This is a genomic window from Paracoccaceae bacterium, assembly GCA_012103375.1.
Classification (GTDB): domain Bacteria; phylum Pseudomonadota; class Alphaproteobacteria; order Rhodobacterales; family Rhodobacteraceae; genus WLWX01.
On record WLWX01000001.1, the window covers coordinates 2772576 to 2793344 of the forward strand.

A 20769-nucleotide genomic window follows, 5' to 3' on the forward strand; every position below is an offset into this window, starting at 1 on the left:
GGGTCTTGTTGCTTTGGTCTATGCCGGTTCCAACAGGCCTTTTTTGCCAGCCAACTCGCGCATGCGTTCCTGAATTTTCTCGAACGCGCGGACTTCGATCTGGCGAATACGCTCTCGGCTGACGTCATAGACGCCTGACAGATCCTCCAGCGTCACAGGGCTTTCCGACAGGCGACGCTGGGTCAGGATGTCCTTCTCACGCTCGTTCAGAACCTCCATCGCCTCGGCCAGCATTTCGCGCCGGGTGTCCAGCTCGTCCTTCTCGGCATAATCCGCTGCCTGATCGGCGTCTTCATCTTCCAGCCAATCCTGCCACTGCGCAGCCCCTTCGCCATCTGCCGAAATCGTCGCGTTGAGCGAGGCATCCCCCCCCGACATCCGCCGGTTCATCGAGATCACTTCGTCCTCGGTCACGCTCAGATCATTGGCGATCCGCTTGACGTTCTCAGGGCGCAAATCGCCATCTTCCAGCGCACCAATACGGCTTTTGGCCTTGCGCAGGTTGAAGAACAGCTTCTTCTGGGCGCTGGTCGTGCCCAGCTTCACCAGGCTCCATGACCGCAGGATGTATTCCTGGATCGAGGCACGGATCCACCACATCGCATAGGTTGACAGGCGGAACCCCTTTTCGGGGTCAAACCGCTTCACGGCCTGCATCAGGCCGACGTTGGCTTCGGAAATCACCTCGGCAGTCGGCAGCCCATATCCGCGATAGCCCATGGCCATTTTCGCCGCCAGGCGCAGGTGGCTGGTGACCATCTTATGCGCGGCTTCGGTGTCCTGATCTTCGACCCAGCGCTTGGCCAGCATGTATTCTTCTTCCGGCTCCAACATCGGATACTTGCGTATCTCCTGCATATACCGGTTCAGGCCCTGTTCCGGGCTGGGTGCTGGTAGGTTCTTGATGTTCGACATCTGGTTTTCGATCCCTCATTGGCTCCGATGTTTCGCGGGTTAACATTATATGGTGAACAGATCAGTTTAGTTCAAGTCAAAATGCAAATCGGCGGTTTTTGCTAATATTTCACTGATGGGGAGGCTATTTCTAAACGGTTTCCAACCGCTTTTCAATACTTTATCCGCGCAAAGCCCGCAGAAGACCGGCCATATCGGGCGGCAATGGTGACGTGAACGTGAGGGTTTGTTGCGTCCCCGGATGCACGAATCCCAGTGTTGCGGCATGCAGTGCCTGTCGCGGAAACCCCATCGCCGCTTCGGCACCCGCCTGTCCAAGACTGCGCGCCGACACCTTGCGCCGCCCGCCATAGGTCGGATCACCGATCAGCGCGTGCCCGGCATAGGCCATGTGAACCCTGATCTGATGGGTGCGCCCGGTTTCAAGCCGGCACTCTACCAGCGCGGCAGAGGCGGGCTTGCCAAACCCCTCCTGCACGCGCAGCCGGGTCACCGCCCGCCGCCCATTCTGCGCCACAACCGCCTGTTTTTGCCGATCCGTGCGATGACGCGCCAGCTGCGTTGTGATGCAGATGACACCGCGGTTTTCAACCGTAATCCCCGCCAACCCTCGCAGCCGGGGATCCGCCGCGTCCGGTGCACCATGGCAAATCGCGCAATAGCTGCGTTCGGCGGAATGCGCCTCGAACTGCGCGGCCAGCCCGTGATGCGCCCGGTCCGTCTTGGCCACCACCAGCAGGCCCGAGGTGTCTTTGTCGATCCGATGCACAATGCCGGGGCGCTTTTCACCGCCAACCCCGGACAGATCGCCGCCGAAATGGTGCAGCAATGCGTTGACCAACGTGCCGGTCGGGGTGCCCGGTGCTGGATGCACCACCATTCCAGCGGGCTTGTCGATCACTGCCAGATCATCGTCTTCGAATACCACATTCAGGGGGATGTCTTCCGGGCCGATATGGCTTTCGGTGGCCGCGGCAACCCGCACCTGAAACACGTCCCCTTCCGCCACAGGCCCTTTGGGCGCGACCGGCACACCGCCAAATGTCACGCTGCCATCTTCGATCAGCCTGACCAATCGCGACCGGCTTAGGTGCGCTTCCTCTGGCACGTCGCGCGCCAGCGCCTTATCAAGGCGCGCGGGCGGGTTTGGCCCGATGGTGATCTCAACAATGCGGGTGGACATGAACGACGAGGGTACTCCACAGGCGGACATCCCCGGACTGCGCCTTTTGCGCTGGCTGGTGACGGGTCTGACCGCAACAATGATCGTCGGGCTTCTAGCGATTGTCGCGATGCTTGTCATCATCGTGAACCGCGACAGCGTCAGCCTGCCGGATCAGATATCCCTGCCCGACGGGGTCGAGGCGCGCGCCCTGACCATCGGCCCCAGTTGGTTGGCCGTAGTAACCAGTGACGATCGCATCCTGATCTACGACGATCAGGGTGAACGCTTGTTGCAGGAAGTCACGATCAGCGGCGCCCAACCCTAAGATCTTGGGTCAGGCGCCACGATTTCGCAGGTATCCGCTACCGTCTAACCGCCATCAGGCAGCGCAGGCAGGGCACGCAAGTAAAGGATGATCGCCGCGATATCATCCTCCGTCGTGTTGGCAAGCTGCGCATAGGGCATCGGCGGCAGCATGCGGCTGCCATCGGGGCGCATACCGCGTATCATGCCTGCCAGGTCAGCGTCGGAATACTCGGCCAATCCGGTTGGCGTGATGTTGGGTGCGACCGAGGTGCCCCAGGGACCGTGAAACTCAAAGCCACCGGCCCCAAGGTGGGTGTCGAACATCGGACCCGTCGGCCCAAATGTCGTGTGACACTCAATACAATGCGCCACGGGCCCGGCAAGATAGGCCCCGTATTCCTCGGTCACGCCCTCAGGAACGGGCGCAACGGTGTCAATCGGCGGACCATAGGCTGGTGGCAGCGGGAAGTTGTAGACGCTGGTACCGGGATCGTTTTCAACGGCCGGAATCTGGCGCAGATACATCACCATGCTCATCAGGTCGTCGTCCGACAGCCCGCGGTACAATCCGATCGGCATCGGCGGGCCAATCACTGTTCCATCGGGGCGAATGCCTTCGCGAATGGCGCGCGCAAGTTCGGCATCCGACCAACTCGCCACCCGGCTGCCCGGCGTGATGTTGGACGCTATGGCCGTGAAGGCGTCATTCTTGTCGACCAGCATCCCGGCCATATACATGTCGGCAATCGGCCCATCGGGGCCTTGCGGAGTGTGGCAGTTTCCACAGGCTGCCGGGCCTTCCACAAGGTAAGTGCCGCGCTCCAACGATGGCTCGGCCAGTGCAATACTTGCGGAAAACGTGACGAAAATCGCCGAAACTCGTACCAGGGAACCAATCGCGTTGTGTCCTTGGCGTGTCATTTTGCTATCTCCAGCGTTGCTTATCCGGACAGTCTAGCACTGGCGGGGGCAACATCACGCAAAATCTGCATGAATCGCGCAATGCACGCCGTTTTGCGGTTGGCGGTCATGATCTTAATGCAAGGGGGTGGTACCACCTCCTGGTCTCGAACCAGGGACCTCTTGATCCACAATCAAGCACTCTAACCAACTGAGCTAAGGCGGCACGCGAAGGATTATTTAGCGCCGTGAAACCGCGATTGCAAGCCGCTCAGAGCGTGATTGACCAGCTTTGCTCGACCAGATCGACCCCGAAAGAGGTTACCGGAACCGCGCTGTCCAATGTGAAGCCATGGCTGCGGTAAAGATGCCCGGCCGCAGCGTGGCTTTCATGGGTCCACAGCACCAGTTTGTCATAGCCAAAGTCCCGCGCGCCGTTCACGCAGACCTCCAGCAGCCGATGCCCCAACCCGGTGTCCCGCGCCGCAGGATCAACATAAAACAGCCGCAGCTTGGCAATACCGGGCTGCCCCGCCCCGACACAAAAGATCGACCCGACACGCACGCCGCCCCGCCACGCAATCCAGGCCCGTTCCCGCGCTGGATCCCGAGTGCGAATGAAGGCCGCCAGAATCTCGGCCACCAGCGCCTCGAACATCGCATCAAACCCGTCGCTGGCTGCGTAATGCGTCGCATGCCGCTCGATCAGCCAGCCCGCATCGCCGGGGGCCAGATCGCGCAGAATAATCTCATCACTCATCCAGCCACCCTGCCCGCGCGCCCCTTGCGTGACAAGCCGCAGCGGGCTAGGCCAAGTCAGCCAAAATGCGAAAATCAGCCCTATGAGCATCGACAAACAAAGCGACGTCACCGCCAACCTGCAAATCGGCCCCACGTCCCTGGGCATGGTGCGCATTTATGTTGAGGGTGACGGGATCGAACTGCCGCTGGATTTCGACCCTGAAGAGGCCGAGGAAATCGCCGAAGAAATCCGCGCCGCCGCCGGGCGGGCCCGGGCGATGGGCGCGAAGGGTGGGAAGAAACGCTGAGAGCAGGGCCGGCTTAGGCCTGGAACGGACGTAGGCGCGACGCGCCATTCCGCCCGGAATCAAGCCCGCAAGGGCGCCGGGCGATCGCCTGACGGTCGCGCGGGCAGGCGATTTCGATGGGTCGTGAATCCTTCGAATCTCACCGTCATGGCTAAACCATAAATTGCCCCACACGCATGTTGCATCGCCTACCCCCGGTCAGGCGCTCGCCTGGCTTGTTCTTCGCATCGCAAAAGTCCACCCACGCCTAGACCCGCCTCACAAATCCACCAGCCCCGCCACCCCCGGATCCCGATACCCCTGCAACCGGATCGCCGCGTGACGGGCGAATTTCCGCACCATCACCTTCCTGCGCGCCCCTGCCAGTCTGGCCTCTGGCCCGATCCGCAAAATCTCGGCGTCCCAGGCATCGGCGATGATTAACCCGGTATCCTCGGGCAGCAGATCGGTCGGGAAATCACTGTCCACGGCCCAGAAGAAGCGGTCGCACCATTCCAGATAGCCGTGCCATTTCGAATCCGAGGTGAAATCGACGCGGCTGGACTTGCACTCCACCACCCAAACCTCACCCTTCGGGCCCAGCGCCATCACATCCACACGCAGGCCCCGCGTCGGCACCAGCTCCTCGACACAGACAAAATCATGCGCCCGCCGCAGGTGGCGGCATACCCCGCGCGCCAACAGCTGCCCGGGCATCAGGTCCGGTCCGCCCATCGGCGGCGTGTCGAAATCATCCGGCATTGGCAAATCATGAACAATAAAGCGTTTCGACATTAACCTGAGACATATCCGGCGGCCTTAAAGTAGTTCCAGCATTCTACTGGGTCGTAGAGATCGCAGATTGCTCCGATTGCTTCGAAGACCTGGGTAAAGGACCTGACCCCGATCCGTCGCAAATGGGCTTTCAGTTTAGAGAAGGCCTGCTCGATGGGATTCAGGTCGGGCGAGTACGGTGGCAGGTAAAGGAACCAGCAGCCGTGATTGCGTAAAGCCTGCGTCGCCTCCTTATTCCGGTGGGTTGCCAGGTTGTCGAGAATGACGACAGTGCCGGGGTTGATCTCGGGGACCAGCACTTCGCGGATGTAGGCCGCGAAGGCGGGGCCATCTATCGCTCCCTTGATGACCCAAGGTGCGATCAGCGCGCCTTGGGTCAGGCCCGCGATCAAGGTTTGGGTTCCCCAGCTTCCGAAGGGCGCATCCATCGTCAGGCGCTTACCGCGCTTGGCTCTGCCGCGTAGGCGCGTGAGGTTTGTCTTCACTGCGGTTTCGTCAATAAAGACAACGCGCTCAGGAAAGGTCGCAATGGCTGGCGAGCGGTATCTGAACCAGTCGGCCCGTTGCTGCCTTACCTTGGCGCGGCGGCGCTCGGTTGCGACCAGCGACTTTTTTTGTACGTGAAGCCGAGCCGGGACAGAAGGTTGGCGATGGAGGAGTGATGCACCCGCACACCCTCTGCATCGGCCAGCGCATTACGCAACTCAAAGAGCGTGATGTCAGGGTCTTGTGCGATCAACTCCTCAAAGAATTCCCGATGCGGAGCCAGCTTTCCCTTGCCGCGCGGCGGTCCCTGCCGGGCAGGTTCCGCATGACCCTTCATCCTCACCTGACGCGCCCACCGCGCGCCTGTGGCAGGCGACAGCTTCAACCGCAACGCCGCCGCGCGCCCGCTCAACCCTTCTTCAATGTATCTCTGAAACCGTATCCGAAGCGCAGATGGCAAAGGTGCTGACATGATCCATCCTCCCAAACAGGATGAATCACAGATCAGGTCTCAAGGGAATCCCTCGCGATTCAGGTTCAAGACGAAACGCTTTAGGTGAACAAATGACAAGCCCCGGCGTCACCGCCCTTGCCGCAGCCCCCACCCTGCCCTATCTCTGAACCTGTGACGGTTCTGCGCAATTCGTGCCGGGCTCAATTCCAGTGGCCTTACTCAAATCCGAGGGAGCTGGCTCTGTCCTGACTCTGGTCTGGTTATCTGGTGCCCACCTGTATCTTCAGGTCCTCGGGAATTCAAAACCCCGACGGTTGTCGCGGTTCCGTCACACCAATCAGCCTGCGACTACATGTTGCGCGACGCAAGCCGGGCACCAGCCTGTCTGCGGGGAGGCGCCGCCACGCTGGTGAGGTGCATTTGTTTCTCAGCGCTAACTCCGACCATCGTAAAATCCGCAACGTAGCAAAAGCGCCTGCCCGGGGGGGCAGACAGGCGCTTGCCCGGCGCCTTTCAGGCTTGATTCCGGGCTGAATTGTGCATGTGGCAACTGGCCGCTCTTCACTCTCGCTCCAACCCAATCGGCACAGAACCGCCCACGCCCCCTCACGAGCACGCGATCCCAACCCCGAAACGTGGACTCTCGGCCATTTTGCGCCATCCTGTGCGGCGAAACGCGAAGGATACGCCATGAATGAAGACACCCGCCTGACACGGGCCGAAGCCGAAGGCGTGCGCTACGCCAAAGAGCTTGAGGGCCACCTCGGCTGGCTCGACACGTTCAGCGGTGCGGCGCTTGGCGTATTGGCGACCGCGTCCGGCATCTACACCTACCTCGGCGTCTCATCGCTGCTGGATGACAAGGGAACGCTGACGATCTTTGCCGCGCTTGCCTATTCCGTCGCCGTCTCGGTCGGGATATTCGTCTTCTGGTCCTACCTGATGCGCCTGCTGCCTGCGGTGCGCGGCGCGTCCGCGCGCATGGGGCTGTTCGCCTCCATGTGCCTCGGCTCACTCGCCATCATCGCCATGTCCAGCTGGCTGAACGCCGCCGCGCTGGCCGGGGCGGCGGCGGTCGAACAGCATCTGGCGAAAACCGTGCAGGACTATCAAGCCTCGCTGGAACAGGCCCATACCACCGCCATCGCCGCCCAGGGGCTGGAACGCGATGTCGCGCGCGTGCGCGAAAGTTTTGAGGATCTGTCCGAGCAGGAGGCCACCGGCAACCTTTCCGGTATCGCCGGGCGCGGCGCGGTCTTCCGCGTGCTGCGCCAGAAAAGCCAGGAACTCAGCACCCTGGAAGCCCAGATCGCCAGTCAGGGCCCCCTGATCGACGGCGCGTTTGAAGAGGGCAACGCGATCCTGTCCCGGATGCGCGCCCTGACCGTCGCACAAGGCCCGGTCGAAGGCCGCTCGGTCGAGTTTTCGGAAGAGGCCGTGCGCCTTGCCGGGATCATCGCCGGTCTGCGCCAGCTGTCGGTCGCGCCGCTGGTGACGCGCGCCGCGCAGGACCTGTCCGCCTCGGTCGTGCTACCGCGTCTGGATGGGACCAGTGCCGAGACCCGCGATGGTCAACGCGCCACCATCGACTCGGTCCTGACCGTGCTGGGTCAACGCGCCGAGACCCTGCGTCAGGCCGCCGAGGTGGTGATCGCCATGCCCGCAGCGGCCGAGATCACCTATACCCCGATTTCCACCGCCGACGCGGTCATCCGCTATGCCGGTATGCCGGGAACTTCATCCCCAGCTGGGCCGGGGCCATCGCCATCGACCTGCTGCCCGCCGTGCTGGTGCTGATGCTGGCGGTCACCCACGCCGCGATTCGGTCGGGCCGCGCGCGGGTTGGCATGGAAGACACGCTGACCCTGGCCGAGTTGCGCGCCGCGCTGCACGCCGTGCGCGATGTGGAGGATTCGCTGGACCGCCACCCCGTTGACCAGGCACCGATCATCACCCCGCCGCCCAGACCCGTCGCGGTCGAGGAGGTCACCGAGAACACGACCCCGATCCGCAAAGGTAAAGGCGAGTGAGCGATACCGCCGAGGCGGGTGTTCCGCGCAGGCGCAAGACGCGCCCCTTGGCGCGCAACGTCATCCGCTGGATCTTCGTCAGCCAGATCATCATGGCAGGCATTCTTGTCGGGCGCGATCTGGCTGGCGCGGGATTCGCCGGGCTAGGCTGGCCCGGTAGCACCGGCGCGCCCCGGATCAGTGAACCGGTGCGCCCCGGCGATCAGACGCGCAGGTTCTCTCCGAACAGCTTGCCTGCGCGACCAACGACAACCCCCGGCGACCGCCCCTATCCCGAAACCGGCGAACTGCCCGACCGGCTGGAATTTGCTGTGGTCGGCGATGACGCGCTGTCGCTGACCGGCACCATCGCCGTTGGCGATGCCATACGTTTTGCCGACCATTTGCAGACACTTCGCATACCGCCCAAACGCCTTTGGCTGCGCAGCCCCGGCGGGTCGGTCAGCGACGCGCTGGACATCGGCCGCGCCGTCCGCGAGGCGGGGATCTCCACCGCCATGGGCGCGGTCGACATCTGCCTGTCGGCCTGCCCCTATGTCCTTGCCGCCGGGATCGAGCGAACGGTCCACGCAGACGCCTGGGTCGGCGTTCATCAGCATTACTTCGGCGAAAACACGATCCTGCCTGCCTTCATGGCGGTCGAAGACGTCCAGCGCGGCCAGGCCGAAGTCATGAGCTATCTCAATGAGATGGGCATCGATCCTCTGGTCATGCAGCACGCCATGGTCACCCCCCCGGACGAGATTTACCTGCTGGTTCCTGAGGAGTTGGAAACCTATAAGCTGGTCACCGTTTTGGATGACTGAGGCAAAAAGAAAGATGCCTCCGGCGGGGATATTTTTGGGTCAATGATGGCCGGGGGAGCGCTTTGACAAGGGGCGCGGCGCGGCTGACCTACGGCGTCAGGTTTTCTGTTCAAAAGCAGCAGGTTGCGCTTCGCGCGCCATGTGATCCAGCACCGCGTTCACGAATTTGGGTTCGCGCCCGTCGGGGAAGAACGCCTTGGCGACATCGACGAATTCCGTGATCACGACGCGCGGCGGTGTTTCGGCGATACGCAATTCCGCGCCAGCGGCGCGGAACAGGGCGCGCAGGGTTGGATCAATGCGCGCAATCGGCCATTTGGCAACGAGCGCGCGGTCGGTCATCTGGTCGATAGGCGCCTGATCTTCCAGCGCTTTTTCGGTCAGCGCGCGGAAATGATCCGGGTCGCCTTCGGCCATGTCATAGTCGTCGAAATGTTCGCCAAATCGCAGGTCTTCGAACTGGCGCTGCACCTCGTCCAGGGTCTGGTCCGAGGCTTCCATCTGGAACAGCGCCTGCACGGCAAAAAACCGCGCTGCCGACTTCATTTGCCGCTTGTTGCTCATGCGGTGGATGACCCATCATCACCAGCCACTTGATAGCTGTCCATGTTGCGAAAACCGATCCCTCGCTTGCTGCTGCCCCAGCGCCGTTCCAGCGCGATCAGATGCAGTGCCGCCGCCGCCGCGCCGCCGCCCTTGTTCATCGCCTTGGGATCGGCGCGAACCTCGGCCTGCGCGATGTTCTCAACCGTCAGAATTCCGTTGCCGATATTCGCCCCCTCTAACCCCAGCAGGGTCAGTGCGCGGCTGCTGTCGTTGCAGACGGTTTCGTAATGCGTCGTCTCACCCCGGATCACGCATCCCAGCGCGACGAAACCGTCGAAATTCGACTGTCGGAAGGCGATGCGGATGGCCGAGGGGACTTCCAGCGCGCCGGGCACTTCGACAACTTCATGGGTTGCGCCCGCGTCTTCAAGCGTTGCCTGCGCGCCGGTCACCAGGTCATTGGCAATGCTGCGATAATACGGTGCGCAGACGATCAGAACCTTGACCGGTTTGTCGAATGTCGGCAGCGTCAGCAGGTCGTCTGTCTGTGCCATCCCTCAGCCCTCGGTTATCCGTCGCGTGCCTTCAATCGACAGGCCATATCCGTCCAGCCCGACGATTTTGGGCGACGGGGAATTCGTCAGCAGGATCAGCCGGGACAACCCCAGAGAGCTGAGGATTTGCGCGCCCAGCCCATACTGCCGCAGTGTCTGGGGCGATACTTCATCCTTCAGCGCAAGTTTCATGTGCAAATCCCTGAGAAGAACCAGAACGCCGCGTCCCTCCTCCGCGATCAGCTGCATCGCGTGACCAAATTCGCCCGACCGGCCCAGCCCGCCGGTGCCGACCACGTCCAGCAACGGGTCCAGCGCGTGCATCCGCACCAGTACCGGTTCGTCCGTTGTAATGTCGCCCTTGATCAGCGCGATGTGTTCCGCGCCCTGGGTTTCGTCGGTATAGATCCGCAGCATCCAGTCGCCGCCGAATTCGGACTGGATCGCCTGCACGTCCCGTTCGCGCACCAGATTGTCGTTGCGGCGGCGATATGCGATCAGGTCGCTGATCGTGCCGATTTTCAGGTTGTGCAGCTGCGCGAAGGCCACCAGATCCGGCAGCCGCGCCATGGTGCCGTCTTCCTTCATTATCTCGCAGATCACACCCGACGGGTTCAGCCCGGCCAGACGCGAAACATCCACCGCAGCCTCGGTATGGCCAGCCCGTACCAGCACGCCACCTTCGCGGGCGCGCAGCGGGAACACATGGCCCGGTGTGGCGATATCGGCCGAGGTTGCGCTGCTGTCGATAGCCACCGCCACCGTCCGCGCCCGATCGTGCGCCGAAATCCCGGTGGTCACCCCCTCACGCGCTTCGATCGAGATTGTGAAGGCGGTTTCGTGGCGCGACGAATTATAAGACGCCATCAGCGGCAGCCCAAGCGCATCACAGCGTTCCCCCGGCAGCGTCAGGCAGATCAGCCCGCGCCCGTGCATCGCCATGAAGTTGATCGCCTCGGGCGTGGCCATCTGTGCGGGGATCACCAGATCGCCCTCATTCTCGCGATCTTCATGGTCGACCAGAATGAACATCCGGCCATTGCGCGCATCCTCGATAATCTCTTCGATCGAGGAGACAGCGTCGGTCCAGTCGGGGGTCAGGTCGTCGGTCATGGGGCAGCAGTCCGGTGGTTGCGTGATCGCGGCATATCGCGCCCCGCGCAGGATGGCCAGAGGGCGCGCGCGTCAGGTCGGCTGCGCGAAGGCCTGATCGGCAGAAAGGTAACCGGCCATGGCGGCTGCCGCGCACCAGTCACGTTCCAGCCCCGTATCACCGATGACCAGAACCGCATCGGCGGGCAGCTTCCGCGCATCGGCTGGCGGCGCGCGGTCGGGCTGCTGCCGGATGCCAACGCCAGACGCCGCGCCACCGCATCCGGGTGCAGCGGCATGTGGGCCAGGGCAAGCGTTGTGCAACCGGTCTGAGCGGCAAGAAACGCGGCGCGATCATCCGGCAAGCTGTCGCCTTCCCGGATCAGGCGCAGGGCATTGGTTGAATAGAGGAATGCCAGAATATCCTGGCCCGAGGTCGCGCGGATACGGGCATAGGCCGGATAGGCAAGACCCAGTTCGGCAGCTCGCTTTACCCGCCGTCGCACCACATTCAACGGCATATGCGGCAGCAATTCGCGCCGTGCCGCGCGCCAGCAATGGGTCCGCCAGCCGCGCCCCTGCCCGATTGCGGGGCCGTTGTTGTGGCCGATCATGCTCATCCCGTGGCCTCGGCCAGTCGGGCGACATAGCGGGCGAGGGTGTCAATCTCGACATTCACCCGGTCGCCAAGGGCAACCTGGCCCCAGGTGGTAACCTCTTGCGTGTGCGGGATGATGTTGACGCCGAATGTCGCACCGGCAACCTCGTTCACGGTCAGCGAGGTGCCGTTCAGCGCGACAGACCCCTTCGATGCGATGAACTTCGCCAGCGCCGCGGGGACGCGGAAACTGTACCGCGTGCTGTCGCCTTCGGGCTTCACGCCGACAACCTCGGCCAGGCCATCGACGTGGCCCGAGACGATGTGACCGCCCAACTCGTCCCCAACCTTCAGCGCACGCTCAAGATTGATCCGGGTACCTGCGGGCCAGCCGTTGTGGCCGATGTTGGTGGCCGAGATGGTTTCGGCCGAGATATCGACGTCGAACCAGCCCTGCGGGTCCGCCCCTTTTGCCACCACGGTCAGGCAGATGCCGTCGCAGGCGATCGAGGCGCCGATGTCGATCCCCGCAATGTCGTAACTGGTGGCGATCCGGGCGCGCAGATCACCGCGCTTTTCGCTTGCCAGAACCGTGCCGATGTCGGTGATGATGCCGGTGAACATGTGGTGTCCTTTGCGATACAGGCGCGAATTAGCCATTTCGTGCCGCCAAGGGCAAGCGTGGGTTTGGCCGGTTGGCTGGCAGATTTTTCGTGACAGGCAGGGCCAAGCCGCTCAAAAGGTCAGGCAGTATGGTACCCGTGTCAAAAGTTACCGGCGAAAACCGCCGCTTCCTGTTCCTGCAGGGCCCACACGGCCCGTTTTTTGGCCGACTCGCCCAAATGTTGGGCGCTGCGGGGGCGCAGACCCTGCGCGTCGGGTTCAACCGGGGCGATCAGGCGTTCTGGCGCGACAAGGCGCATTATGTGCCGTTCACCGGCACGTTGGAGGATTGGCCCGAGACGCTGCGCGGGCTGATCGCCGATCACGCCATCACCGACGTTGTGCTTTACGGCGATACCCGACCGATCCACGCCCAGGCGGTCAAGATCGCGAAGGCGCAGAACCTGACCGTGCATGTTTTCGAAGAAGGCTATCTGCGGCCCTTCTGGGTGACCTATGAACGCGGTGGTTCCAACGGGCATTCGCGGCTGATTGATTTTTCAATGGACGAGGTCCGCGCCCGGATGGATCGCGCCGACCATGAACCGATGGAGATTCCGGATCACTGGGGCGACATGCGCCACCATATATTCTATGGCGCGCTGTATCATGCGTTCGTGTTATGCGCGAACGGGCAATATCGCGCGCTGAAAACCCATCGCAGTATCCCCGTGTCTGCCGAATTCCGGCTGTACCTCAAGCGGTTGCTGCTGATGCCATGGCTCTGGGCGCAGCGCGCCATCGCAACCGCGCGGGTGCGGCGTGGCGGTTTTCCCTATCACGTCGTCTTGCTGCAACTGGACCATGACGCCAGCTTTCTTGCGCATTCGGGCTTTGCCGACAGTGCCGAATTCCTGCGGGCCGTGGTTGCCGGGTTTGCGGCAGGCGCGCCCGCCCACCACCATCTGGTCATCAAGGCGCATCCGCTGGAAGACGGGCGCGGCGACCCCCGAACCGCCCTGTTTGACATCGCGCGTGAGGCTGGGATTGCCGATCGCGTCCATTTTCTGCGCGGTGGCAAACTGGCGCGGCTGCTGGATCACGCGCGCAGCGCGGTGACCGTGAATTCGACGGCCGGGCAGCAGGTGCTGTACCGGGGGCTACCGCTTAGAACATTTGGGGCCGCCATCTATGCCAAGCCCGAATTGGTGTCGGATCAACCGGTCGATGAGTTTTTCGCCACCCCGCAACGCCCGGATCGCGCGGCATATCAGGATTTTCGCCAGTTCCTGCTGGAAACCAGCCAGGTCGCAGGCGGGTTTTATTCCCTGCGCGGCCGCCGCCAATTGCTGCGGCTTGTCGTTGATATGATGCTGTTGCCCGATGACCCCTATGACGCGCTGACGCGGGCTTCCGCTGCGCCCCGGCAACACCTGCACCCTCAGCTTCGGGGCGATTGAAACAAGTCTGGATTTGTTGAGATGCCGCATGTAGCGTCAGAAAAAAATGCGCCCAAGCGCAATTCAGGCGCAAATTTGGAGGCAGTGAGCGTGGAAAACACATATTCGCGGCGATTGAAGGCGGTCGCGGCTGTCTTGATGTTGGCGGCCATGACGGCGTGTTCGATGCTGCCTGCCGTCGGCCCGTCGAAAAAGCAGATTTTGGAAGGGTCGGTTCAGCGCAACGGCGATGCGTTTGTTGTGGATGTGAACGATCACGTAACGCGCGCGGCGGGGGTTCAGCAGGTCCTGGCCTTTGATCCGGCGTTCCAGCGCGCTGGCGTCGTCGGGTCCGACACGATCAACCCCGGCGACACGCTGGGCCTGACGATCTATGAAAACGTCGATGACGGGCTGCTGACCAGCACCGGATCAAACTCGGCCACACTTGAAGAAGTGCAGGTCGACGGTGCCGGGTTCATTTTTGTGCCCTATGCCGGGCGGATCAGGGCTGCGGGGAACTCACCCGAGGCGATCCGGCGAGTGATTACCAACAAATTGCAGGATCAGACGCCTGATCCGCAGGTGCAGGTCCGACGCCTGGCGGGCGACGGGGCCAGTGTCACCCTGCTGGGCAAAGTCGGTGGCCAAGGTGTTTATCCGATTGAGCGTCCGACCCGAAAACTGACAGGCATGCTGGCCAAGGCCGGTGGCGTGACGATCGAACCGGATGTGGCCGAAATCACCATCATGCGCGGCAACTATCGCGGCAAGGTCTGGCTGGAAGATCTATATCGTAACCCGCGCAATGATGTTGCGCTGCGCGGCGGTGACAGGATTCTGGTGGAAGCCGACAATCGGTCTTTCACGGCGCTGGGGGCCACTGGCACACAAACCCAGGTGACCTTCGAGGAACGCACCATTACCGGGATCGAGGCGCTGGCCCAGGTCGGCGGGCTTGCCGCGATGGGCGCTGACCCCACCGGAATCTTCGTGTTCCGCGATGAACCAGAATACATCGCCCGCAAGGTTTTGAATCGTAACGACCTGCAAGGGTCGCAACGGCTGATCTATGTGCTGAACCTGACCCGTCCGAACGGCATGTTTATGGCGCGTGATTTCGTAATCCGGGATGGTGACACGGTCTATGTGACCGAAGCCCCCTACACGCAGTTTGCCAAGGTCCTGACGGCGCTGACGAGTACGGCCGGGACGGCGAACTCTCTGGTCAATGCCACGACCGTCGGCAATTAGAACTGATCCCAGGTGACCCGAGACGCGCGTGAAGGCGGGCCCGAGGGACGCGACCTTTATGTCTTCAACGCCGGGTTTCTGCGCGACGCTCATCTAAAGCGCATTCTTGCGCTGGCCGGGTGGGACGTTCGCATGGGCTGGCCGGGCGCCGCCGGGCATATCGGCGTCTGGGGTCACAGCCCGACCGCGCATCGTGGAGAGCGGGTCGCGGCGCGGACCGGCGCGGCGCTGGTCCGGGTCGAGGATGCGTTCCTGCGCTCGGTCCATACCGGGCGCGACGGGGACCGCCCGCTGGGCCTTCTGATCGACGAGCGGGGCGCGCATTTTGATCCGCGCCAACCGTCCGATCTTGAGGTTCTGCTGGCCACGCACCCGCTTGACGACACCGCCCTGCTGAACCGGGCGCGCGATTTGACGGCGCAGTTGAAGCGCGACGAAATCTCGAAATACAGCGCCTTTGACCCGGCGCTGGCGGTGCCCGATCCGGGCTATGTGCTGGTGGTGGATCAGACCCGCGGCGATGCGGCCGTGACCGCATCAGGTGCGACCCGCGCGACCTTTGCCGAGATGCTGGTCTTCGCGCAGGAAGAAAATCCCGGCGCGAAGATCGTGATCCTGTCGCACCCCGAAACCATGGCCGGGCACCGACCCGGGTATTATTCGCAGGCGGACACCAACCAGCGCATCTCCCTGCTCAGCGCTCCGGTCAGCCCCTGGCAGATGCTGGCAGGGGCCGTGGGGGTCTATACCGTGTCGTCCCAACTGGGGTTCGAGGCGATTTTGGCCGGTCACCGCCCCCGTGTCTTCGGGCAACCGTTCTATGCCGGGTGGGGCCTTAGCGCGGACGAGAATGCGCCACCACGCCGAACCCGCACACTGACGGCGGCGCAATTGGCGGCGGCGGCGCTGCTGCTTTACCCCACCTGGTATGACCCGCATTTTGATCGCCTGTGCAAGGCTGAGGATGTGGCCCGGATGCTGGCCGCGCGAGCCCGCGCCTGGCGGGCGGATCGGCGCGGCTATGTCGCTTCGGGGATGCGGTTGTGGAAGCGCGGGCATCTGAAGCAGGCCTTTGGCGGGCGGATTTCCTATGAGGATCGCCCGGATGCGGCAGCCGCCAAAGCGCAATCACTGGGTCGCCCGCTGTTGGTCTGGGCCGGGAAAGAGGACGCCGCTCATCAAGCGGCCCCGGCCCTGTTGCGCGTCGAAGACGGCTTTCTACGCTCGCGCGGGTTGGGCGCGGAACTGGTGCCGCCGCTCAGCCTGGTCGCCGACGATCTGGGCATCTACTATGACCCGACACGGCCCAGCCGGCTGGAGGCGCTGATTGCCGCCTCGGTCAACCTGCCAGAGGCGGAAATCCGGCGTGCTGAGCGGCTGATCGCTGCGATCACCCGGCGCAAACTGTCGAAATATAATCTGGATGCCGAACCTGTGGACCTGCCCGAAGGGCGGCGGATATTGGTCGTCGGGCAGGTTGAAGATGATGCATCGGTTCTGCTGGGCGCGGGCGAAGTGACGACAAACCTCGGCCTGCTCAAGGCGGCGCGGCAGGCGAACCCCGACGCCATCATCGCCTATAAACCCCACCCGGATGTCGAGGCCGGGCTGCGCATCGGGGCGTTGGATGCGCGCGACATAGCCGACGTCGTCGCCGCACAGGCGGACCCGCTGCATCTGTTAGCGCAGATTGACGAGGTCTGGACGATCACATCCACCCTGGGGTTCGAGGCGTTGCTGCGCCGCAAACCAGTCACCTGCCTGGGCCTGCCATTTTATGCCGGATGGAGCCTGACCCGCGATCTGACCGATACCCCGGACCGGCGACGCGCCCGACCAACCCTTGCCGGATTGGCCCATGCCGTGCTGATCGGCTATCCGCGCTACCACGACCCCATCACCCGCCGCCCCTGCCCGCCCGAGGTGATCGTGGAACGTCTGAGCGGTGGCAACCTACCCCGCCCCGGCCCAGGAAACCGGGCGTTGTCAAAACGGCAGGAGCTGCTTGCCTCGGCGCAGCCAATCTGGCGCTGAAAGCGGGGGGCCTCGGGATATTAAATCCCTCGGGTCCTTGCCGGGGGCGATAGCTGGGGGCAAGCCCCCAGACACGAGGTAGCCGGGGGCCAGCCCCCAGACCTCCGGGATATTTTTGGGTCAATGATGGGAAAGGCCAGGTGTCTGGCGTGAGGGGTCAGGCGCTTGTCCAGTGGCTGAGGGTGTCGTTGCCCAGTTGGCGGGTGTTTTCGAGCGTGAACCTCGGGGCGTCGGCGAGTGCAGCAAGCCCGAGCGATCCGAGCGAAGGCAGACCTTCCGCCCCGATTGCCTTACCCGCCGTGAACAGCGCGATGCGATCCACCAGCCCGGCCTTCAGCAGCGCGGCGGCCAGCGCGCCGCCGCCTTCGCACAGGATCCTTGTCAGGCCCGCCTGCCCAAGTGATTGGAGCATCGCGGCCGGGTCGAGGCGCCCATTGCGATCCATCGTAACTGGGAAAAGGCGCGCTGCGGTGCTGGCCCAAGCTGCGCTGTCGCCGGTGTCGCCGTGCAGCAGCCAGAGCGGAGCTTGGTCCAGCGTTTGGATCAGGCGACCGTCGATTGGTATGTCGAGGCTGGCAGAGGCGACAATGCGCACTGGTTGCGGCACTGGACCCATCTGCCGGACTGTCAGGGTCGGGTCGTCGGCGCGCGCGGTTCCGCCACCGATCATCACCGCGTCATGGGTCAGGCGCATGGCGTGAACGGCGTGGCGCGCCAGTGGTCCGGTGATCCACTGGCTTTCGCCGCTGGCCGTCGCAATACGGCCGTCCAGCGTGGTGGCAAGTTTCAGGGTCACCAGCGGGCGGCCTGTGTTGATCCGGCTGAGGAAACCTGCGTGATCGCGGGCGGCTTCGTCCTTGCCGAAACCCTCAACCACGTCAATCCCGGCGGCGCGCAGGCGGGCGACGCCTTGCCCGGCCACACGCGGGTCCGGGTCGGTCAGCGACACGACCACGCGCGCAATTCCGGCAGCGATCAGCGCGGCGGCGCAGGGCGGCGTCTGCCCGGAATGGGCGCAGGGTTCCAGCGTGACATAGGCCGTCGCGCCGCGCGCCGCGGTGCCTGCCTGATCCAGCGCGCGGGTTTCCGCATGGGGCCGCCCGCCCTGGGCCGTCCAGCCGCGACCGACGATCCGGTTGCCCCGGGTGATCACGCAGCCCACCGCCGGGTTCGGCCAGACACGCCCCATCCCGCGCCGCCCCAGTGGCAGGGCGAGCGCCATGAACCGTTGATCTTGCGCGATCACTCTTCCGGCGGTGTTTGCGGCCTGAGCTCGGAGACGAATTCCTCGAAATCATCCGCCGCCTGGAAGTTCTTGTAAACACTGGCAAACCGGACGTAGGCGACGGTGTCGATCCGCGCTAGGCTTTCCATCACGATCTCACCGATGGTGCCGGATTTGATGTCGGTTTCGCCCATGCTTTCCAGACGCCGGACGATGCCGCTGATCATCTGGTCCATCCGCTCAGGCTCGATCGGGCGTTTCTGCAGGGCAATGCGGATCGAGCGTTCCAGCTTGTCGCGATCAAAATCCTCGCGCTTGCCGCTGGATTTGATCACCACCAGATCGCGCAACTGCACGCGTTCATAGGTTGTAAACCGTCCGCCGCATGCCGGGCAGAGGCGGCGGCGGCGGATCGCCACGTGGTCTTCCGCCGGTCGCGAATCTTTCACCTGAGTGTCGATATTTCCGCAAAAAGGACAGCGCATGTCTGTATGGTCCCCATGTCCCCGTTATCCACAGGCACTATAGGGCAGCCGCCAGAGTTTGTGTAGCGCGAAATGGGGGCCGCAAGATTATGCGGCCCCCATTGGTGTCAGGCGGCCTCGGCCCCTTCGACGATCACCAGTTCGGCGTCTGCTGCCGCCTGCCGGATGCAGCGCGCGGCACTGTAGGCGGGGCTGTCGTAACAGGCGGGGGCGGCGGCTTGCAGGTAGTCGGGATAGCGGGCTTCGTCTTTCACGCTGACGCGCACGATCCAATAGGCTTTGGGCATGGTGTCTCCTTTGACTGTTAAGTTGCCGTGGCCGCGCTTTAGCCTTGTTCATTCATCATAAAAATGAATAATAATGAAGATAGCCATCTTGAAATGAGAATTCATGGATCTTGCCGTCCTTCGCATCTTTCGCGCCATCGTCGAAACCGGGTCTGTCACCGGGGCGGCGGCGCGGCTGCATCGCGTGCAATCGAATGTGTCGACACGGTTGCGACAGTTGGAGGAGGATCTGGGCGTCGCCCTGTTTCGGCGCGAAGGGCGGCGGCTGATCCTGACGGCTGAGGGGCAGACGCTGGATGATTATGCCGCCAGGCTTTTGGCGCTGGCCGAGGATGCACGGCGGGCGGTCGGTGGGGATCAGCCCGCAGGCCTGTTGCGCATCGGCGCAATGGAAAGCACGGCTGCGGTGCGCCTTCCGGCACCTTTGGCCGCACTGGCCGGGCAATTCCCCGAAATCTCGGTCGAACTCAAAACCGGCAATCCCGAACAGCTGACCCAGATGCTGTTGGAAGATCGGATCGAGGCGGCATTGCTTGCCATTCCGCCGGACGACCCCCGGCTGCAGGCGCGTCAGGTCTTTGTCGAAACGGTGGTCATCGTGACAGCGCGCGAGGTTGAAACGCTGCCCGATACCGCACTGGTATTCGAAGCCGGCTGCCCCCATCGCGCCCGGCTGGAGGCGCTTTATGCCAAAGCCGGGCGCAGGCCCGGGCGGATCGTCGAACTCGGCAGCTATCACGCTTTGCTGGGCTGCGTTCTGGCCGGAATGGGGGCCGCGCTGCTGCCTGAAAGCGTGCTGACCGGGTTCGCTGAACGCAAACGCCTGCGGGTTCACCGCCTCGGCGGGGCGGAGGCGCGATTGCCGACCATGCTGTTGCGGCGCAGCGGAACGCCAAGCGCCCGGATGGCCGCCTTTGAATCTGTGCTGCCCTAGGACAGATGCGCCACCACGGTTCGTGATCTTGGCCGGGTGCGATGTTCGAAAAGGTAGATGCCTTGCCATGTGCCGAGCTGCAGATCGCCGTCAACGACAGGAATCTGCAAGCTGACCGGCATCATCGCGGCCTTGATATGGGCGGGCATGTCATCCGGGCCTTCGCTGGTATGGCGAAGATAGCGCATGGAAACATCGTCAGACGGCGGGACCAGCCGGTGAAAAAACGCGGCCAGATCGCGCTGCACGTCCGGATCCGCGTTCTCCTGTATCAGCAGCGACGCCGACGTATGGCGCAGGAACAACGTCAGAAGGGTCGGCCCGCGCGGTGCCACATCACGCACCCAGTCGCGGATCGGGGTCGTGAATTCGGTCAGGCCAGGGCCATTGGGGGCCAGCCGAAACGCGGTCTGTTGCGCCAAGCGGTCAGTCGAAATCGTAGGAGTTGCCCTGGCACAGCGCGCGGGCGTGATGCGCAGGCAGCACATCGGTCCGGCTGACCAACACACCGGCAAGGCCGGAATGGTGCCCGGAACTGGGACCCGACAGACTGAATAAGACACCGTGGCCACGCGGGCGCGGCAGGGGAGAGGTAACATAGATGCGGGTCGTGCCCGACATTCGCAGGTGGCCGACGACGTAGTTGCCCGCCGCACACCAATAGTCATCGGGGCTGAGGTTGGCGTTGAACCCAACCTCGAAACTGTCACCGGAGGCCGAGACTACGCGCCCTTTCTGTGCCGCATCGGCGGTGAATGGCAAAGCGGCAAGGGCGGTTGCGAAGATGAGGGCTTTCATGGGGGTGCTCCTGTAACGATTGGGTACGGGCTAAC

The 20769-nt window shown here is 63.3% G+C and carries 21 protein-coding genes, 1 tRNA gene, 1 other RNA gene and 3 pseudogenes; 9 read left to right on the forward strand and 17 right to left on the reverse strand.

Going from position 1 to position 20769, the window contains the following annotated elements:
* Positions 1–18: 18 nt before the first annotated feature.
* Positions 19–915 carry an RNA polymerase sigma factor RpoH gene (gene rpoH / locus GKR99_14155; protein NKB28624.1) on the reverse strand — a complete coding sequence of 299 codons (897 nt, stop codon included), beginning with the start codon at positions 913–915 and terminating at the stop codon, positions 19–21.
* A 160-nt stretch (positions 916–1075) separates the two neighbouring features.
* Positions 1076–2098 carry an RluA family pseudouridine synthase gene (locus tag GKR99_14160; protein NKB28625.1) on the reverse strand — a complete coding sequence of 341 codons (1023 nt, stop codon included), beginning with the start codon at positions 2096–2098 and terminating at the stop codon, positions 1076–1078.
* Between GKR99_14160 and GKR99_14165 the strand changes: the two genes are divergently transcribed.
* Positions 2097–2405 carry a hypothetical protein gene (locus GKR99_14165; GenBank protein ID NKB28626.1) on the forward strand — a complete coding sequence of 103 codons (309 nt, stop codon included), beginning with the start codon at positions 2097–2099 and terminating at the stop codon, positions 2403–2405. The genes GKR99_14160 and GKR99_14165 overlap by 2 nt on opposite strands.
* 44 nt (positions 2406–2449) lie before the next feature.
* Here the strand turns inward: GKR99_14165 and GKR99_14170 are convergent, their stop codons facing one another.
* From GKR99_14170 to GKR99_14180, 3 genes are all read right to left on the reverse strand, one after another.
* Positions 2450–3274: a cytochrome C gene (locus GKR99_14170; GenBank protein NKB28627.1), complete on the reverse strand. Its 825-nt coding sequence runs from the start codon at positions 3272–3274 to the stop codon at positions 2450–2452.
* 161 nt (positions 3275–3435) lie between these two features.
* Positions 3436–3512 (reverse strand) — tRNA-His (locus GKR99_14175).
* Positions 3513–3557: 45 nt separating this feature from the next.
* The gene (locus GKR99_14180; protein ID NKB28628.1) at positions 3558–4046 is read right to left on the reverse strand and encodes a GNAT family N-acetyltransferase; all 489 of its coding nucleotides are present in this window, start codon (positions 4044–4046) and stop codon (positions 3558–3560) included.
* Positions 4047–4128: 82 nt separating this feature from the next.
* Between GKR99_14180 and GKR99_14185 the strand changes: the two genes are divergently transcribed.
* The gene (locus GKR99_14185) at positions 4129–4335 is read left to right on the forward strand and encodes a hypothetical protein (protein NKB28629.1); all 207 of its coding nucleotides are present in this window, start codon (positions 4129–4131) and stop codon (positions 4333–4335) included.
* A gap of 258 nt (positions 4336–4593) precedes the next feature.
* Here the strand turns inward: GKR99_14185 and GKR99_14190 are convergent, their stop codons facing one another.
* Positions 4594–5076 carry an MmcB family DNA repair protein gene (locus tag GKR99_14190; GenBank protein NKB28630.1) on the reverse strand — a complete coding sequence of 161 codons (483 nt, stop codon included), beginning with the start codon at positions 5074–5076 and terminating at the stop codon, positions 4594–4596.
* A 32-nt stretch (positions 5077–5108) separates the two neighbouring features.
* Positions 5109–6067, reverse strand: a pseudogene (locus GKR99_14195) (IS630 family transposase).
* A gap of 156 nt (positions 6068–6223) precedes the next feature.
* Here GKR99_14195 and ssrS point away from each other — a divergent pair.
* The 3 genes and pseudogenes from ssrS to GKR99_14210 all read left to right on the forward strand — a co-directional run bounded on the left by ssrS (position 6224) and on the right by GKR99_14210 (position 8885).
* A non-coding RNA gene (gene ssrS, locus GKR99_14200) (6S RNA) lies at positions 6224–6379 on the forward strand.
* A 360-nt stretch (positions 6380–6739) separates the two neighbouring features.
* Positions 6740–8079, forward strand: a pseudogene (locus GKR99_14205) (hypothetical protein).
* 47 nt (positions 8080–8126) lie between these two features.
* Positions 8127–8885 (forward strand): hypothetical protein, encoded by a 759-nt coding sequence (locus GKR99_14210; GenBank protein ID NKB28631.1) that lies wholly within the window; start codon positions 8127–8129, stop codon positions 8883–8885.
* A gap of 96 nt (positions 8886–8981) precedes the next feature.
* Here the strand turns inward: GKR99_14210 and nusB are convergent, their stop codons facing one another.
* From nusB to GKR99_14235, 5 genes and pseudogenes are all read right to left on the reverse strand, one after another.
* Positions 8982–9449 (reverse strand): transcription antitermination factor NusB, encoded by a 468-nt coding sequence (gene nusB, locus GKR99_14215; protein ID NKB28632.1) that lies wholly within the window; start codon positions 9447–9449, stop codon positions 8982–8984.
* Entirely contained in the window at positions 9446–9985 is a 540-nt protein-coding gene (locus GKR99_14220; protein ID NKB28633.1) for a 6,7-dimethyl-8-ribityllumazine synthase, read from the reverse strand. The genes nusB and GKR99_14220 overlap by 4 nt, the downstream gene beginning before the upstream one ends.
* A 3-nt stretch (positions 9986–9988) precedes the next feature.
* Positions 9989–11098: a 3,4-dihydroxy-2-butanone-4-phosphate synthase gene (gene ribB / locus GKR99_14225; protein ID NKB28634.1), complete on the reverse strand. Its 1110-nt coding sequence runs from the start codon at positions 11096–11098 to the stop codon at positions 9989–9991.
* Between the two features lie 72 nt (positions 11099–11170).
* Positions 11171–11697 (reverse strand): annotated as a pseudogene (locus GKR99_14230) (hypothetical protein).
* Entirely contained in the window at positions 11694–12299 is a 606-nt protein-coding gene (locus tag GKR99_14235) for a riboflavin synthase (protein ID NKB28635.1), read from the reverse strand. Before GKR99_14235 ends, GKR99_14230 begins: the two are co-directional and overlap by 4 nt.
* Before the next feature lie 128 nt (positions 12300–12427).
* On the opposite strand from GKR99_14235, the gene GKR99_14240 reads away from it, so the two are divergent.
* The 3 genes from GKR99_14240 to GKR99_14250 all read left to right on the forward strand — a co-directional run bounded on the left by GKR99_14240 (position 12428) and on the right by GKR99_14250 (position 17005).
* Positions 12428–13738 (forward strand): capsule biosynthesis protein CapA, encoded by a 1311-nt coding sequence (locus GKR99_14240; GenBank protein NKB28636.1) that lies wholly within the window; start codon positions 12428–12430, stop codon positions 13736–13738.
* A 141-nt stretch (positions 13739–13879) separates the two neighbouring features.
* Entirely contained in the window at positions 13880–14971 is a 1092-nt protein-coding gene (locus GKR99_14245; protein ID NKB28637.1) for a polysaccharide export protein, read from the forward strand.
* A 132-nt stretch (positions 14972–15103) separates the two neighbouring features.
* Positions 15104–17005 (forward strand): capsular polysaccharide biosynthesis protein, encoded by a 1902-nt coding sequence (locus GKR99_14250; protein NKB28638.1) that lies wholly within the window; start codon positions 15104–15106, stop codon positions 17003–17005.
* Between the two features lie 157 nt (positions 17006–17162).
* On the opposite strand, the gene ribD is transcribed toward GKR99_14250, so the two are convergent.
* The 3 genes from ribD to GKR99_14265 form a co-directional block, all read right to left on the reverse strand.
* Positions 17163–18248, reverse strand: a complete 1086-nt coding sequence (gene ribD / locus GKR99_14255) for a bifunctional diaminohydroxyphosphoribosylaminopyrimidine deaminase/5-amino-6-(5-phosphoribosylamino)uracil reductase RibD (protein ID NKB28639.1) — start codon at positions 18246–18248, stop codon at positions 17163–17165.
* A complete protein-coding gene (nrdR, locus tag GKR99_14260) occupies positions 18248–18715 on the reverse strand; it encodes a transcriptional repressor NrdR (GenBank protein NKB28640.1) in 468 nt (155 codons plus the stop codon). The genes ribD and nrdR overlap by 1 nt, the downstream gene beginning before the upstream one ends.
* Positions 18716–18822: 107 nt before the next feature.
* Positions 18823–19002 (reverse strand): DUF1330 domain-containing protein, encoded by a 180-nt coding sequence (locus GKR99_14265; GenBank protein NKB28641.1) that lies wholly within the window; start codon positions 19000–19002, stop codon positions 18823–18825.
* A gap of 103 nt (positions 19003–19105) precedes the next feature.
* Here GKR99_14265 and GKR99_14270 point away from each other — a divergent pair, with 103 nt between their 5' ends.
* Positions 19106–19936: a LysR family transcriptional regulator gene (locus GKR99_14270; GenBank protein ID NKB28642.1), complete on the forward strand. Its 831-nt coding sequence runs from the start codon at positions 19106–19108 to the stop codon at positions 19934–19936.
* Here GKR99_14270 and GKR99_14275 read toward each other — a convergent pair.
* Both GKR99_14275 and GKR99_14280 read right to left on the reverse strand, forming a co-directional pair.
* Complete coding sequence (locus tag GKR99_14275) at positions 19933–20424, reverse strand: YjbQ family protein (protein NKB28643.1); 492 nt, start codon at positions 20422–20424, stop codon at positions 19933–19935. The two genes, GKR99_14270 and GKR99_14275, sit on opposite strands and share 4 nt — an antisense overlap.
* On the reverse strand, positions 20363–20734 hold the full coding sequence (locus GKR99_14280; GenBank protein ID NKB28644.1) for a hypothetical protein: 372 nt from the start codon (positions 20732–20734) through the stop codon (positions 20363–20365). The genes GKR99_14275 and GKR99_14280 overlap by 62 nt, the downstream gene beginning before the upstream one ends.
* Between the last annotated feature and the right edge of the window lie 35 nt (positions 20735–20769).

Coding starts and splice junctions, on each gene's coding strand:
- rpoH (NKB28624.1), bottom strand. CDS start 915: ATGTCGAACATCAAGAACCTACCAGCACCCAGCCCGGAACAGGGCCTG.
- GKR99_14165 (NKB28626.1), top strand. CDS start 2,097: ATGAACGACGAGGGTACTCCACAGGCGGACATCCCCGGACTGCGCCTT.
- GKR99_14160 (NKB28625.1), bottom strand. CDS start 2,098: ATGTCCACCCGCATTGTTGAGATCACCATCGGGCCAAACCCGCCCGCG.
- GKR99_14180 (NKB28628.1), bottom strand. CDS start 4,046: ATGAGTGATGAGATTATTCTGCGCGATCTGGCCCCCGGCGATGCGGGC.
- GKR99_14185 (NKB28629.1), top strand. CDS start 4,129: ATGAGCATCGACAAACAAAGCGACGTCACCGCCAACCTGCAAATCGGC.
- GKR99_14190 (NKB28630.1), bottom strand. CDS start 5,076: ATGCCGGATGATTTCGACACGCCGCCGATGGGCGGACCGGACCTGATG.
- nusB (NKB28632.1), bottom strand. CDS start 9,449: ATGAGCAACAAGCGGCAAATGAAGTCGGCAGCGCGGTTTTTTGCCGTG.
- GKR99_14220 (NKB28633.1), bottom strand. CDS start 9,985: ATGGCACAGACAGACGACCTGCTGACGCTGCCGACATTCGACAAACCG.
- ribB (NKB28634.1), bottom strand. CDS start 11,098: ATGACCGACGACCTGACCCCCGACTGGACCGACGCTGTCTCCTCGATC.
- GKR99_14235 (NKB28635.1), bottom strand. CDS start 12,299: ATGTTCACCGGCATCATCACCGACATCGGCACGGTTCTGGCAAGCGAA.
- GKR99_14240 (NKB28636.1), top strand. CDS start 12,428: ATGGTACCCGTGTCAAAAGTTACCGGCGAAAACCGCCGCTTCCTGTTC.
- GKR99_14250 (NKB28638.1), top strand. CDS start 15,104: ATGGGCTGGCCGGGCGCCGCCGGGCATATCGGCGTCTGGGGTCACAGC.
- nrdR (NKB28640.1), bottom strand. CDS start 18,715: ATGCGCTGTCCTTTTTGCGGAAATATCGACACTCAGGTGAAAGATTCG.
- GKR99_14265 (NKB28641.1), bottom strand. CDS start 19,002: ATGCCCAAAGCCTATTGGATCGTGCGCGTCAGCGTGAAAGACGAAGCC.
- GKR99_14270 (NKB28642.1), top strand. CDS start 19,106: ATGGATCTTGCCGTCCTTCGCATCTTTCGCGCCATCGTCGAAACCGGG.
- GKR99_14275 (NKB28643.1), bottom strand. CDS start 20,424: ATGTGCTGCCTGCGCATCACGCCCGCGCGCTGTGCCAGGGCAACTCCT.
- GKR99_14280 (NKB28644.1), bottom strand. CDS start 20,734: ATGAAAGCCCTCATCTTCGCAACCGCCCTTGCCGCTTTGCCATTCACC.